The following is a 14,582-nucleotide window of genomic DNA, read 5'->3' as shown; positions in this document are numbered from 1 at the left end:
GGTACCCCTTATCAGCAGATCGTTCTTACCAGCAGATAGCCGTTAAACGCGATTGCCAGCAATAAGCATTAAAAAACCCTTATCTTATAGTCGATTACCGACGCTAAACCTCTGCTCCGGTAATTATTAACCTGCTACACTTAGGCAATCTTAGCCTGAAGCCAAATGGAGAGGACCTGACCCAGTGGATCAAATCGCCCCGCCCCCGTTCCCCTCCTGGTGGGGAGAGTTCATTGTAGAAACCGGACAAACCAGCCGGTGGCAGGTGGGTCCTCTGACGATGACACTGCAGCGGCTGGAGTCCGAGTGGCAGGTAAGACATCGTAGTACCGAGTCCGAAAATGGTGATCTAAATGTCACTGAGGTGGCGATAACCTCAGATCCACTGGAAGATGAAGCAACCTTCTGCCGCCATGTGGTCAAGCAGTCAAAAAAACCGGCCCTGATAGTACCCGCCCTGGCAGACCGTCCTGTGGTTACGCGCCCCCTGGCACCTATATCCCTACCTCCGGGACAAGAGGTCCGGCTTCTGGTAGGCACCACTTTGTGGATGCAGGTATATGCGTTTAAATCAGGTCCCTTATTACTTGATATTCCCATCCAAAGACCTTCGGATACCTGGTTCGGCGCCTCAACTCGGCACGGAGAGGTCGCATACGCTGCCCGTACCCACGCCAGATTGGTACTGGAAGAAGTCCCGATAAGAGCATTTCGGGCAATCACGCCGGTAAAAATCATCAACAAAGGAGAAGAAACACTGCGATTGGAGCGTATCTTGTTACCGATACCCAGTCTCTCCCTGTTCATCTCTGAAGATGGCCGTTTCTGGACTGAAGAACTATCTATTCACTGTGATGAGGAAATGTCTTCGGCACAGCTACGTTTTGGTAAAGGAGCTCCGGCGCTTGCCCTGACAAGCCAGCGCCTTGCCATTCCCAGAGTAAACTCCGGACGTGGTGTTTTAATACGCGCGCTGGGAGCCATTTTTGGATAATACAATATTGAAAAAATCGTAAGGAATGACTGAAATGGATAATTTCTGGCTGACCTTGGCTGATTGGCAATTGGTAGACAGACTGCTGGCCGGTGGTCGGGCACTGTTCCTGATTTGTCTCGGTCTGCTATTGGGAAAGCTGGCCAGCAAAGGAGTCAAACACCTGCTGGCCCGGCAACTGAGTCAACATCACCTGATACTATTGCGTCGAATAGCCTTTTACCTGATTCTCGGAATGTTTTGCGTATCGGCATTACGTGAACTGGGTTTTAAACTCAGTGTTCTGCTCGGCGCTGCTGGTGTCCTCACTGTTGCAGTCGGGTTTGCATCCCAGACCTCGGCATCAAATATAATCAGCGGCTTATTTCTACTGGGTGAGCGCCCTTTTTCCGTTGGTGATGTGATCAGAGTTGGTTCAACCACGGGTGAAGTCCTTTCCATTGACCTGCTTTCGGCCAAACTTCGAACCTTCGAAAACCTGTTTGTCCGTATACCCAATGAGACCCTGATTAAATCAGAAGTCACGAACCTGACCCGATTTCCTATTCGTCGGCTGGACCTCAAAATTGGTATCGCTTACAAAGAGGATATCGAAAAGGTCACGAAGGTATTGAAAGCAGTGGCCGATGCAAATCCCCTATCGCTTGAAGAGCCCGAACCAATCATTATTTTTACTGGCTTTGGTTCATCATCTATTGATTTGCAATTTTCAGTCTGGGCCGTGAAGGAGAAGTTCATGGATTTAAGAAATAGCATTCAAACTGAAATCAAGATCGCTTTTGATGCTGAAGGAATTGAAATTCCCTTTCCTCACCTTACGATCTATACAGGCAGCGCTACCGAACCATTTCCGATACAGATGGTCGGTGGAAACAAAGAACAGGCAACCCCTGATAATCACAAGAGTTAATACCGTTTCGCACCACAGCATCACTAACAGACAAATAGACCACGACCGCAAACAGGAGATGTAAATGGTTTCTTACAGATCGATTTTTCGAATAGCAGGGCTGCTTCTCTACCTGTTTATCTTACCCTCTGCAGCACAGCCCAATGCTCCAGAGGTGCTTGGTACAATCAAAAGCCAACAACTCGCTGCATTTCCATTCCCGTTGGAAATGCAGCTGGAATCCCAGGACAGCAGCGAATTAAACCCTGAATTACTTCAACTTGTTAATTCAATACTGTCTGAACAGGGTGTAATCATCTCTAACAAAAGCCCGTTTGCACTATTTGTTGAACGGATAAAAACCCCATCCAAGTCGATCAAAAAGCCTCCCGTCGCTGTGGTTCTTGAAGGGGGAAACCGTAAAATGGAGAAGGCTCAAATAGAATTAAGCCTGGACGTAGGTAAAAAAAAGGCAGCAACCAAAGAATCTCCTCAGCCTTATGGCTTTGAAGGCCGGGTGGAAGGCCCAGCCGGTATAACCTACTGGAAATTTACGGTTACCAGCAAAACAACAGAAGAAGGGAAACGACTCACTGATGCAAGATTGCTGCAGGAAGCCTTTGCTGAGTTCAGCAAAACAACTGAACGAGTGCTTCATGAAGACGCCCAATAGGATATAGCTGTTGGATGACTGAAAACAGACCAGACAGACAACGGCGTAACTGGCGGGAAAACTTTGCTCGCCTATTACGCTTGCGGCTGATTATTCCTTTACTGCGAGAAAAGCACCCACCGGAGTACATTGCCCGGGGGTTGCTGTTGGTAAGGAAAAAGCCCCTCCAGTCCAAGTAAAAGAGCTATCTGACAATGGATGGACTAGCAGATCAATCCGGTTCAGTAACAGATTAGCAGCACCTGCCTAATAAAACAGTCCCACAGATCCTACTGACATACGGTCCTCAGACAGCGAGATTTATATGTATCCGGGTGGCTTTATTGTAGCCTTGCAAAAGACAGCGTTATAAGCTTTGATGAACGGATAATAAACCGCTTTTTAAGTGTCTAATACTTCCCATCAAACCAAAGAGGATTTCGCCCGGTGCTAAAGAGGTGGGTACCAGATATTGTCGTACTATTACTGTGCATAACGCCTGTTTTCAGCACTGAAGGAAGTACTCTGAAAGTCAAAATTGAGGGAGTGAATCAGGCTCAAGAACAAAATATTCTCAGCCTCCTGAGCATTCAGCAACTGCACCAACAGGAAATAACCAACCCGGGTCGAATGCGCTACCTGCACAACAAAGCTAGCGCTGAAATATCCAAAGCTCTTCAGCCCTATGGATTCTACCGCCCAGAAATCATCCCACAGCTAACCAAAAACAACGAGGATTGGCTGGCCCATTACCGAGTAACGCCAGGTCCTGCAATACCTATCGGTTCACTGGATATTCAGGTGCTGGGTGAAGCACAGCAGGATGATCCTTTTAAAAAGTTACTGGCTGCAACGCCCTTGTCTATTGGTGCCCCACTGATCCATGAAGAATATGAAAGCCTGAAGCGTGGATTACTGTCACTGGCGACAGAACGTGGGTATTACCAGGCCAGGTTTATTCAACACTATGTGGAAGTTAATCTTGAACGCTACCAGGCCAATATCAGCTTGCACTTTGACAGCGGCCCTCGTTTTACCGTGGGTGAATTACGATTCACTCCAAACCCACTGACAGAGGATTTTCTGCGACGCTACGTACCCTTTAAAACCGGTGACCCAATGCAGAGCAGTGCACTGATCGACCTGCAATCAAACCTTATCGACAGTGACTATTTTCAACGGGTTGAAGTTCAGCCCCTCTGGAGTCAAGCTGACGGGATTAACGTTCCGATTGAGGTCGCTGTTGAAGCCCATAAGAGAACCAAATATCAGGCTGGTGTCGGTTACGGCACCGATACTGGAGCCCGTGTAAAATTGGGCATGACCCGTCGCTGGGTAAACAACAGAGGACACCAGTTCAATACTCAGCTATTGGCTTCACAGATTCATACCGGGTTGACCGCAGAATATGCGATTCCAGGACTACAACCACAGCATGATCGATACACCGTGCATCTTAAGCTGAATAATGAAAACTCCACGACTGTCGATGCGGATAATTATTCCTTTGGCACCTCCTGGCAACACCAGGGACTACCATGGAAAAGAGTCCTGTCACTGGAATGGCAGCAAGAACGATTCGACTTCGACGGGCCCAGCCAGACCACTCAATTCCTGATCCCGCGAATAAGCCTAACGAGGCTGTCGACCGGAGATCGCCTCAATATTCGCAACGGTCAGCGTTACTCGTTGCAGTTACTGGGTGCCAGTGACGATCTGCTTTCTGATACAAATTTCGTTCAACTGCGGTTAGGGACCAAAGTAGTTCGGAGTCTGACGCCAAACTGGCGTCTACTGGGTCGAGCAGATGCGGGAGTTACGGCTGTAGACAGCTTCGATCAGTTACCTGCCACCCTGCGTTTTTTCGCCGGTGGAGATAACAGTGTTCGAGGTTACGATTATCAATCTCTGGGTCCTCGCAATAACGAAGGAACTCTGATCGGCGGACCCCATCTGCTAACCGCCAGCGCTGAACTGGAATATCGATTGTCTGAAAATTGGGGACTGGCAACCTTCATTGACAGCGGTGATGCCTTTGAAGATACCGATATCCACATGCAGACCGGGATCGGTGTCGGATTACGCTGGTTTTCGCCCATCGGTCCAGTACGCCTGGATCTTGCCTTCCCTCAGAATGATGACGGCGGTTTTCAGCTGCATTTCAGCCTGGGGCCTGATTTATGACCCAGTCCACAACTGAAACAACCGTTGACCCGGCCAATACTGATTCAAAAGAGCCACCGACTTCTGCTCTAACAATCTTCAGACGTGTACTACTTATACTGTTTTTGTCACTATTGTTGCTGATATCCCTTGTTCTAACGACTTCAGCATATTTTTTAGGGACCGAAAACGGTCTTCAGCAGCTGCTCACTCAGAGCCAGCGCTGGCTGCCCGGAAAACTACAGATTGACCGGATGGAGGGCTCCCTGCTTGACACCCTCAGTCTACAGGGTGTCAGCTATCAGCATCAGGACCTGAATATTGAACTGGACAAGTTGTTTCTGGACTGGGAGCCGCTTGCGGTACTTTCGGGGGCTCTGCATATCCGCACTCTGGAAATAGCAGAACCTCAGGTTGAGCTAATTTCCACTCCCCCAGCAACAACAGATAAACCCTTATTTCCCATCCTGATGCCTGAGATCAGGCTACCCGTTAAGCTTAAAATTGACGACCTGCAACTTAGCAACCTACAGCTGCAACATCAGATGACAGATCCTTCAGCCAATCAGCCAGCAATCAACAGCCCCCCGTCGACGCTGATAATCGATAAGGCGCGTTTACAAATTCACAGTGAGCAACAGACACTGGTTCTGGACCATCTGCATCTTATTGCTCCTCAGGGAGAAGCACGAATAAGCGGACAACTGACTCCTGCCGGAGACTACCCACTGCAACTGAATACTCAATGGAAAGCGGTTCTGCCGAACCAACCTCCTCTCAGTGGAGAAGGTCAGGTTTTCGGCGACCTGAGATCTCTCAAGTTGGTGCAAAAGCTTTCCGGTCCTGTCAGTACCAAGGCAACGGGCTCTTTGCAACGGCTTCTCGTCAAACCTCAGGGAACGTTGCGGTTAGATGATCTGTTACTCGATCTGGAACTTATCACACCACAACTCAAGGGCCGTAAACTGAAAGCCAGCCTGGAAGCAACTGGAAATCTACAAGACATTGAACTGAATGGTTTTTTACAGACAAATTTACCTGAAATTGGCAGCAGTGATATGCAAGTACAGTTACGTATTAGCGATCAGCGACTATCTATCGAAAAGATACACCTGCGCCAATCGGCAACGACGGCAGAGCTGCAACTGCAAGGGGAAATATCCGGCGCTGTACAAAACCCAGAGTTTGCCCTTAAGGGCCAATGGAGCGATATCAGCTATCCATTTCAGGTAAACACCGAGCCGGTAGGCACCAAGCCATTTCAGGTAAACTCCGAACCAGTAAGCGCCAAACCATTGCTGAAAAAAGCCAATCAGTCCCGGGCCAGCCTGAGTCCAACAAAAATAAAAGACACCCCATTACCAGCAGAAGCCAGCTTTCGTAGCAGCAAGGGGGAGTTTCAAATCGAAGGTAACTTACAGGACTATCGACTGGGCATGAACGGGGATCTGACAGGCTTAAGGATTCCCAGCGCAGAGTGGCGACTAACAACCCAAGGCAATGAGAGCGAATTAACTTCAGTCAGCATCAGCGCAGACACTCTTGACGGGCAGCTGAATGCTAACGGAAAACTGTCCTGGCTGTCTGATCTGTACTGGCAGATGGAATTTGAAGGTAAACACATCAACCCCGGCAGTTACTGGCCTGAATGGCCGGGTAACCTTGACTTCAAGGGTCATAATACCGGAGCGGTTACTCAGGCTGACAAAACAAACAATAACAGCCCATCGCTGCAGCTGAAGACAACTCTGGATAATCTCAGTGGATCTCTGCGTGGGGAACCCGTGAAAGGACAGGCCAGGGTCAACTTGACTAATGAGGCGATGACTGTTGAGGCCTTACAGCTCAATGTGGCCGGTGCCGGACTGAAAGCTTCCGGTCAACTGGGAGAACAGCTGAACTTTGACTGGAGCCTCGATATTCCGGCTCTCGACCAGCTGCTGACTGATGCTCAAGGAACCCTGAGAGCAAAAGGAACTCTTCGAGGACCCAAAACAGGGCTGCATTTAGTTGCCGACCTACAAGGACAATCACTGCAACTGAAAGATTATCAGGCTGCTGACCTGAAAGCAGATATCAATATGAGTCTCAGTGGCAAACAGGCTTCCGTTATTGACCTTCAGTTAAAGAAAGTTCGCTATGGCGAAACCCTCTGGCAGCAACTGCAACTCAACGGCAGGGGCACTCCCCAGCAGCATCAGCTGGAACTGTCTTTTAATCAAGGTCCAGCAGATCTGGCGTTGGCGCTTCAGGGACAATGGAGCGCACCGCGTTGGCAAGGATCCCTGAGTCGCGCAGATTTGCACAGCCCCTCTGTGGGACACTGGAAACTGAAAAAACCGGTCACAATGGAGGCCACGCAAACCAACGCACAGATTGACGATCTCTGCCTGTTGCTTGCCCCAAAAAAAACAAGCGAACTATGCCTGAACGGTTCCTGGTCAGAAAGCAACGGCATCAGCGGGGAATTGCAAGCCCGGCAACTATCAATCGACACACTATCTCCCTGGCTTCCGGCAGGCACAACAATTCTGGGGCAAATGACGGCTCAGGCACGCTTCGAACAACAACCGAATAAACGCCCTCACTTTCAGGCCAAGGCTAATCTGAGTGGTGCCCAGTTAAGTATTGAGGATACGGAACTCAAATTAATCGCCGGTGACATCAATATTGATTTGCAAGGGGATCAGAAACAGCTTGCCGTTGATATGCAACTTCCTCTGCAGCAGCCAACCGGGTTAATGCAGGCCCGATTGACAGTCAACGATTTGGATCAACAGGCCGAGCTTCAGGGGGAGCTGAATCTGGAGCTGAGCGAATTGGGGGTTATCTCACTGTTTATCCCTCAATTACAGGCCGTCAACGGAAGTCTGACATCTGCCCTGGCGATCGGCGGTTCGATCAACAGCCCCAGGTTAACAGGAGCATTGCAGGTTAATAATGCCAACGCCGAATTACCCGCACTGGGAATAAAACTAAGGGATATAGAACTGAGTTTACGCGATCAACCAAATAGCCCCCGATTGCTGCTCAATGGGTCATTAAAATCCACTGAAGGCAGCCTGATCCTGAAGGGCGAACTTGACCCCTTGAAGCAGACAGGTCATCTGGATATTGCCGGAGAACGCTTCCAGGGTGTCGATACCGCAGAGATTCAGGCCTGGTTCTCACCGGATATTTCTATCGTCGTCAGCCCCAAATTGATCAAACTCGATGGCGAGATAAAGATTCCAGAGGCCAGAATCACTCCACCGAAAATTGCGGCCAGTACCCCCATATCAACCGATGTCGTCATTCTGGACAGTACCCGGACCTCGGCCACCGACCCACCTCCTCTCAAGACACCACTGGATACCCGGCTACGTCTCAGCCTGGGCGATAAAGTGGAAGTTAAGGCATTTGGATTCAAGGGCAAGCTGCAGGGCAGCGTTCTGGTTGAGGATGACGGCAGCCGTGCTACGCGCGCCACGGGTACCCTGAAAGTAGCCTCAGGACAGTACCGGCTTTACGGGCAGGATATCAACATACAGCGTGGTAGCCTGATTTTCAGTGGTGGCCCGGTAGATAACCCTGGGCTGGATCTCAGGGTTTCACGAAAGGTTGATGAAGTCACTGCCGGAGCCAGAGTCGGCGGGACTCTTAAGCAGCCCCGTCTGTCTCTGTTTTCGGTGCCTTCAATGCCTGAGAATAACCTGCTGTCCTACCTGCTATTCGGCCGTCCTCCGGGCTCGGCAACCACCCGCTCAGAACAGGACCTGTTACTAAGAGCCGCCTCATCTCTGGTGATGATGGGCGGAAATATGCTGACTGAAAAGATCTCTGACTCTCCAATGATTGATGAGCTGGGACTGGAAGCCGGAAACTCATTTAATGAAACCTCATTGTTTATCGGAAAATACCTGTCACCCAAGCTTTATGTAAAGTACGGTGTTGGGTTACTGGAACCAACCAGCACCTTCTTCATGCGCTACCGCCTGGCAAAACAATGGAGCCTTGAATCCCAGACCGGAACCAAAGGCAGTGGTGGAGATATAATCTTCACCTTGGAGCGATAAACGGTAACTCGGTAAACGGGTATACCAGCATCAGTTGACGCTGGTATACCCGTTATTTCTCATCTCAAGACACTCTTTCTGCTACTATTTTTAAGCAACTACAATCTAAACCGCTATACTCAACGGACTACCGCAATAAACCAGGAATATCTTCATGAAACTAGCCATTCTCTCGTGCGGCCCCAATTCTTATAGTACCCAGCGATTGAAAGAAGCTGCCGAGTCCCGAGGACATAAGGTCAAAGTGCTAAATACTCTGAAGTTTTCCATTGACTTGGAACGAGGCTCTCCGGACCTTTATTACCGTGGAAAACAGCTCAGTGATTATGATGCAGTTTTACCGCGTATCGGCGCTTCCATCACTTATTTTGGTACTGCCATCGTCAGGCAGTTTCAGGAGATGGATATCTATTGTGCAAATACGGCCCACGGTATCCTAAACTCCCGTGACAAACTCAGAAGTCTTCAGATTCTCAGCCGCCATCATCTTGGCATTCCCAAAACCAACTTTGTTCGAGATAAAAAGGATGTACTGCCTGCCATCAAACGTGTCGGTAATGCCCCCGTTATTATCAAACTGATTGAAGGAACCCAGGGAATTGGTGTGCTGCTGGCGGAATCAACTAAATCCGCCGAAGCAATTATTGAACTGTTACAAAGTCAGAAACAAAATGTTTTGGTTCAGAAATTTGTAGCAGAAAGCAAAGGTAAGGATATACGCGCACTGGTCGTCGGAGACCGGGTGGTTGCAGCAATGCGACGTGTCGCTCAAGGTCAGGAGTTTCGCAGCAATGTCCACCGAGGTGGCGTGGCCGAGCCGGTTGAACTGAGTGAGCAGTATCGTGAGACGGCAGTACGCGCAGCGCAGATACTAGGCTTGCAAGTAGCCGGGGTCGATATGCTGGAAGGTGCTGATGGCCCACAGATTATGGAGGTCAATTCCTCTCCGGGGCTGGAAGGGATCGAAACTTGCACTCATTTGGATATTGCCGGCGCCATTATTGATTTTATCGCCGCTCAGGTGGATTTCCCCGAAATAGACATCCGACAACGCCTGACAGTAAGTACCGGGTACGGTGTCACCGAGATCTATGTACCTGAAGAGTCGGCTTTTGTTGGAAAAACAATTACCGAATCGGGCCTGCCTGATCAGGACATCAACGTATTGACTTTATACCGGGGCAACAAGGTCATCCCCAACCCCAAATATTCCCGTACACTTGAACCTGACGACAAGCTACTCTGTTTCGGAAAACTACAGGCGATGAAAATGCTGGTACCGCTGAGTGCACGACGGAAAAGAAAGCCCAAAGTCAAACCTCTGGAAGAAGACTCCTGAGTTCTTTCTGTTCCACATAACACACTAGCCGGCCTCCATAGACTCATAAAACCATCGAGAGCAATACTACTGGAGGTCGGGCAAGGCTGTTTCTGTAAACAGAGAAGCTAAGAGTCTTGCTGAGATAAGTCAAAGTCTTCCGGGAGCGAGAGAGCCTCAATCTGTTCGTTGATCAATCCAACACGCTTTTCTGCTTTCAAGCTCGCATCAAAACGCGCCAAATGATACAAAGCATCCCCCTCATTGACTAAAGGAATATTATTCTGGCCAATAATAATACCCGAACTCGGAGCATTGACCTCAACTTCCTGATCACCAAAAGGCGAGGCAACGATCCCCATTAGCTGCCCCTTGCTGACCCGCTGCCCCAGATCTACGATGGATCGAAAAACACCATCGGATTGCGACCGAACCCAGGACGATGAATTAGCCACCACTGGTGTCAAGGGAGGCTGCTTACGTTTTGGCGTCGTAAGCATGGATAACGAGCGCATTATATTAATGGCACCACGAACACCACCTTTTATCGCTTGCGGGTCAAACCGCAACGCTTCACCAGCTTCATAGAGAATGAGGGCAATACCGGCTTCATCAGCACACTGACGCAGAGAGCCATCGCGTAATTTAGAGTCAATGATCATCGGGGCACCAAATGCCCTTGCCATTTCACGAGCACTTGGATTATCAAGATTGGCTCTAATCTGGGGCAGATTGCTACGATGAATAGCCCCCGTGTGCAGGTCCAGAACATGGGTGCAATGACAAAGCACCTGAGTACGAAAGATATTAGCAATTCTTCCCCCCAACGATCCTTTTTCACTGCCAGGGAAACAACGATTCAAATCACGTCGATCCGGAAGATAACGGCTACGATGAATAAACCCAAAAATATTGACCACTGGAACAATAATTAATGTACCGGCAATACGCGCTAACGATTTATGTTTTAACAGCTGTCGGCAGATTTCGACGCCGTTCAATTCATCGCCATGAATAGCAGCGCATATCATCAATGTTGGGCCAGGACGCCGACCATGAATGACCTCAATATCCAGATCCAGATGTGTATTGGTATACAACCGGGCCAGATCCAGATGAAGTGTTTTTCTTTCCCCTGGTTGCAGCGTATTGCCGGCAATTGTTATCGGCTTGTTGCGCGGTGACATAAGCTCTACCCCTTGCCTCTTGTTCGGGCACGATTTACTTTGGCATTTACGTTCTTCTCAATAAAGGTAATGATACTTCCGGCAACATTTTTTCCGGTTGCCTTCTCAACACCTTCCAGGCCCGGACTGGAGTTAACTTCCATCACCAGAGGGCCTCGTTCAGACCTCAGTAAATCGACCCCGGCCACATTCAAACCCATGGTCCGGGCAGCCAGTACCGCCGTTGCCCGTTCCTTAGGCGTGATTCTTATCAGAGATGCTGTTCCACCTCGATGTAGATTTGATCGAAACTCTCCCTCCTTACCCTGTCGCTTCATTGCAGCCACAACCTTATCACCAATAACCAGGCAACGAATATCGGCACCATCCGCCTCTTTGATAAACTCCTGGACCATAATATTGGCTTTAAGCCCCATAAATGCTTCCAGCACACTCTCTGCAGCTTTGCGAGTTTCAGCCAGAACAACCCCAATCCCCTGAGTTCCCTCCAGAAGTTTCAACACAACAGGGGCACCACCCACCATATCCAGCAAATCGGGGATATCAGTCGGCTTACTGGCAAATCCGGTAATCGGCATTCCGACCTTCTTGCGTGACAGCAACTGCATTGATCGCAGTTTGTCCCGTGAGCGGCTAATCGCAACCGACTCGTTAAGCGGATAGACACCCATCATTTCAAATTGTCGCAATACAGCAGTACCGTAGAAAGTGACGGATGCACCTATGCGCGGGATCACTGCATCAAACCCAGCGAGATTCTCCCCCTTATAGTGAATACCAGGATCGTCAGAGTTGATGTTCATATAACAGCGCAGGATATCAATGACCCGCACTTCATGTCCGGCCTCTTTTGCCGCCTCCACCAATCGGCGTGTTGAATACAGGGAAGGGTTTCTCGATAGAATAGCTATCTTCATACAGTTGATCCTTCAAAATACATCAGTCTGTTGGTAATTGATTATTGGGAAACCAGGAATGATGCATCCGGATCAACTAAAAAGCGTCCTTCCATTGCGGTTCTTCCTAAAAGCATCCGAAAGCGCATGGTATCACGCGCCGTCAACGTCACCTCAATAGGAAACTGCAGTTCTCCCATCATGGCCGTGGTAGAGATCACATAGCGCATATCCCTGTGACCACCGGAATCAGTCACCTCTCGCTGGTCCAGAAGAGGGGCTTCACAGGATATAACCGTTTCCGTCTCCGATTGATTGGGATGAAGATCAAAACTCACCCAGGGTTTTCCATCTCGTTCAATCTGAGAAACGCGAAACGCATGCAAAGCAGAAGTACGGGCACCGGTATCCACTTTAACTTTCAGGCGTTCTATCCCGAGATCGGGCAACCCGATCCATTCCCGCCAACCGATTGTCTGTTTATTGCTTTTACTCAAGGCGATCCCCTTCTAGCAACTCAAAACGGGTAATAATTGCATTTCCAACAACACCTGATTACTACGTGCAACATCGTTGTTGTCCACATGAGGTACACAACCAACCATAGGTACCAACTAACCATAGGTGCACTTCAAACTATAGACGCCTGCAAACGATAGATGCCATTCAAATAATCGGTGCTGTCCAAATTATCGATATTCTTTAAATTAATAACCTGGTTAAAGTAAGTGGTCTGGACCATCTGCAGAACCGGTTGAAATAATCATGGCACTGTTTATCGTGCAATTCCAGCAACTTGTCAGCTAACAGACTGATTTAGAGTGAGGAAAATAGAAGATTAGAGTTTTAACTCATCCTTTAAAGGACAAACATCCACAAAGCCAGCAATGACAGGTTCTGAGCGACTTTAATCATTGACGCCAAGCCTCCCCTTACGGAAAATACCCGGCGACAGCACTTCCCTAAAAGCGACTGGTTTGTACTCTGTGCTGCATATTCATTAGAAAGTGGCCGCCAACTGTAAATCGTCATCCCAAATAAACCACCGGATAAGGTATATCCATGATGAACCCTGTTGCCATCGAGTCCAGCGCCATTAACGTAGATAGCGTTATTCAGGATATTCGCAGTAACAATCTGCCAGCGTTGCAGCAGTTTATCGCACAAAGTGAAGCCGGGGATATTGCCAACCTGCTCGCAGCGCTGTTACCGGAACAACGATTGATTGTTTGGGGACTGCTAACCGAGCAACAGCAAACAGAAGTCATGCCCCTGCTCCGAGCTGAAGTGCGTCCAGGAATACTGGGCGAAATGAACGATCAGCAACTGATTCATGCCGCCGAGGAGATGGATGTAGATGACCTGGCTGTCATTATTGGTGACATCTCTGATCAGGTAACTGACTCGATCATTGATGCATTGGAACGAGACCATCGCCAACGGCTGGAAACCGTACTCAGTTTCACAGAGGGCACTGCCGGCCGACTGATGCGCACAGAGGTTCTTAGCGTCCGCCAGGGAGTTAATTTTTCTGTGGTGTTACGCTGGTTGAGAATGCATCAGAAATTGCCTCCTCTGACCGATTCACTGATGGTTATCGATGCAGAAGGTCTGTATCTGGGTAAGCTTCCTCTGGCAGATGTGGTGACCGGCGCTGCAGACACTCTGGTTAAGGACGCAATGATCGGCAAAGAAGAAGCTGTTCGCCTTGATGCTCCTGAGCACGAAGTCGCGGTATTATTTGAAAAACGCTCATTAATCTCAATCGCCGTAGTTAACGACGAAGGCAAGCTCTGTGGAAGAATAACCGTCGATGACATAGTTGATGTTATTCGCCATGAAGGGGATCAGGCGCTACTCAAATCAGGGGGTATCTCCACCGAAGAAGACTTGTTCGCTCCAATCGTGCCCAGTGCCAAACGCAGAGGTATCTGGCTCGGGATCAATCTTCTGACCGTTTTTATTGCCGTATGGGTCATCGGCCTCTTTGAAGAAGCACTGGAACAGATTGTCGCTCTGGCTGTACTGATGCCAGTGACGGCCAGCATGGGGGGAATTGCCGGTAGCCAAACCCTGACATTAACTATTCGTGGAATGGCGCTTAATCAGATATCACGCGCCAACACGCCCTGGCTGGTACGCAAGGAGCTGGCGATTGGAGCCTTAAACGGGCTGGTATGGTCTCTGCTGGTAGCCGCAGTTTCACTGATGTGGTTCCACGATCCGAAATTATCGATCATTATCTCGCTAGCGTTAATCCTGAATTTCCTCGCAGCCTCTTTTTCTGGTGTAGTTATTCCTTTGATACTAAAGCGGATAAATATTGATCCGGCTTTATCTGGTGCTGTGATATTGACAACGGTTACCGATGTAATCGGCTTTCTGAGTTTTCTTGGAATGGCATCAATATTTTTACTTCAAAGCTAAA

At 49.0% G+C, this 14,582-nt stretch carries 11 protein-coding genes and 1 pseudogene; 9 read left to right on the top strand and 3 right to left on the bottom strand.

All coding sequences use genetic code 11. The features are described from left to right. The first annotated feature begins 184 nt into the window (after positions 1–184). The 8 genes and pseudogenes from BGP75_RS23705 (at position 185) to BGP75_RS27530 (ending at position 10,092) form a co-directional block, all read left to right on the top strand. A complete protein-coding gene (locus tag BGP75_RS23705; RefSeq protein ID WP_076721395.1) occupies positions 185–994 on the top strand; it encodes a hypothetical protein in 810 nt (269 codons plus the stop codon). A gap of 34 nt (positions 995–1,028) precedes the next feature. Beyond that, positions 1,029–1,904, top strand: coding sequence for a mechanosensitive ion channel family protein (locus tag BGP75_RS23700; RefSeq protein WP_076721394.1), 876 nt, complete (start codon positions 1,029–1,031; stop codon positions 1,902–1,904). A 64-nt stretch (positions 1,905–1,968) separates the two neighbouring features. Then, on the top strand, positions 1,969–2,556 hold the full coding sequence (locus tag BGP75_RS23695; protein ID WP_076721393.1) for a hypothetical protein: 588 nt from the start codon (positions 1,969–1,971) through the stop codon (positions 2,554–2,556). A 14-nt stretch (positions 2,557–2,570) separates the two neighbouring features. After that, positions 2,571–2,735 carry a hypothetical protein gene (locus BGP75_RS27115; RefSeq protein ID WP_158070167.1) on the top strand — a complete coding sequence of 55 codons (165 nt, stop codon included), beginning with the start codon at positions 2,571–2,573 and terminating at the stop codon, positions 2,733–2,735. A 247-nt stretch (positions 2,736–2,982) separates the two neighbouring features. After that, positions 2,983–4,719, top strand: coding sequence for an autotransporter assembly complex family protein (locus BGP75_RS23690; RefSeq protein WP_083705016.1), 1,737 nt, complete (start codon positions 2,983–2,985; stop codon positions 4,717–4,719). Next, the gene (locus BGP75_RS23685) at positions 4,716–8,753 is read left to right on the top strand and encodes a translocation/assembly module TamB domain-containing protein (RefSeq protein WP_076721392.1); all 4,038 of its coding nucleotides are present in this window, start codon (positions 4,716–4,718) and stop codon (positions 8,751–8,753) included. Before BGP75_RS23690 ends, BGP75_RS23685 begins: the two co-directional genes overlap by 4 nt. A gap of 154 nt (positions 8,754–8,907) precedes the next feature. Next, positions 8,908–9,765 (top strand): annotated as a pseudogene (locus BGP75_RS23680) (RimK family alpha-L-glutamate ligase); the annotation flags it as partial. A 9-nt stretch (positions 9,766–9,774) separates the two neighbouring features. Further along, positions 9,775–10,092: a cation:proton antiporter regulatory subunit gene (locus BGP75_RS27530; RefSeq protein ID WP_233153017.1), complete on the top strand. Its 318-nt coding sequence runs from the start codon at positions 9,775–9,777 to the stop codon at positions 10,090–10,092. 107 nt (positions 10,093–10,199) lie between these two features. Here the strand turns inward: BGP75_RS27530 and BGP75_RS23675 are convergent, their stop codons facing one another. From BGP75_RS23675 to BGP75_RS23665, 3 genes are read right to left on the bottom strand one after another with little or no spacing between them, the layout of a single operon-like run. After that, on the bottom strand, positions 10,200–11,258 hold the full coding sequence (locus BGP75_RS23675; protein WP_076721390.1) for a succinylglutamate desuccinylase/aspartoacylase family protein: 1,059 nt from the start codon (positions 11,256–11,258) through the stop codon (positions 10,200–10,202). Between the two features lie 5 nt (positions 11,259–11,263). Next, the gene (gene rimK / locus BGP75_RS23670; protein WP_076721389.1) at positions 11,264–12,175 is read right to left on the bottom strand and encodes a 30S ribosomal protein S6--L-glutamate ligase; all 912 of its coding nucleotides are present in this window, start codon (positions 12,173–12,175) and stop codon (positions 11,264–11,266) included. A gap of 41 nt (positions 12,176–12,216) precedes the next feature. Then, positions 12,217–12,651, bottom strand: a complete 435-nt coding sequence (locus tag BGP75_RS23665; protein ID WP_369832157.1) for an ATP-dependent zinc protease — start codon at positions 12,649–12,651, stop codon at positions 12,217–12,219. Positions 12,652–13,216: 565 nt separating this feature from the next. On the opposite strand from BGP75_RS23665, the gene mgtE reads away from it, so the two are divergent. Then, the gene (gene mgtE / locus BGP75_RS23660; RefSeq protein WP_076721387.1) at positions 13,217–14,581 is read left to right on the top strand and encodes a magnesium transporter; all 1,365 of its coding nucleotides are present in this window, start codon (positions 13,217–13,219) and stop codon (positions 14,579–14,581) included. Position 14,582 lies beyond the last annotated feature (1 nt).

Origin of the sequence: Motiliproteus sp. MSK22-1, from assembly GCF_001968815.1 — a bacterium.
Classification (GTDB): domain Bacteria; phylum Pseudomonadota; class Gammaproteobacteria; order Pseudomonadales; family Balneatricaceae; genus Motiliproteus.
Note: the sequence above shows the minus strand (reverse complement) of the source record. Positions and strands in the feature narration are given on the sequence as shown.